The sequence below is a fragment of the Vibrio sp. 10N.261.52.A1 genome (genome assembly GCF_002876325.1).
In the GTDB taxonomy this organism is placed as follows: domain Bacteria; phylum Pseudomonadota; class Gammaproteobacteria; order Enterobacterales; family Vibrionaceae; genus Vibrio; species Vibrio chagasii.
This window is the reverse complement of record NZ_MCYD01000294.1, coordinates 1-255: the sequence shown is the minus strand read 5'-3', so window position 1 is coordinate 255 and position 255 is coordinate 1. Positions and strand designations below refer to the sequence as shown.

Annotated in this window: 1 protein-coding gene; it reads right to left on the bottom strand. The window is 32.9% G+C overall.

Annotated elements, in window-relative coordinates; translation table 11 throughout:
- Positions 1 to 185, bottom strand: a 185-nt coding sequence (locus BCT81_RS29540) for a hypothetical protein (RefSeq protein WP_102423261.1), incomplete at its 3' end; no start/stop codon positions are given.
- Positions 186 to 255 lie beyond the last annotated feature (70 nt).

The following is a 255-nucleotide window of genomic DNA, read 5'->3' as shown; positions in this document are numbered from 1 at the left end:
GCAAAAAGTAAAAATAGAGTAAAGCAGATAATGAAAATTCCGGAAGATATTCCCAACACCAACAAGTTTTCCTCATATATTAGCGGTAAGGTGATCGATGAAAAAGCCATCAGGACTACAAATAATTCGAATCCTGCCCCAATAATAGGGTGATGATGGCGAAATAATGCCAATTTATAAACCATGCCTAATAACCTCCTTGTTTATTTGTAGTCATACAAATTTTTATAAACTCTAAAAGAGCATAATATATTC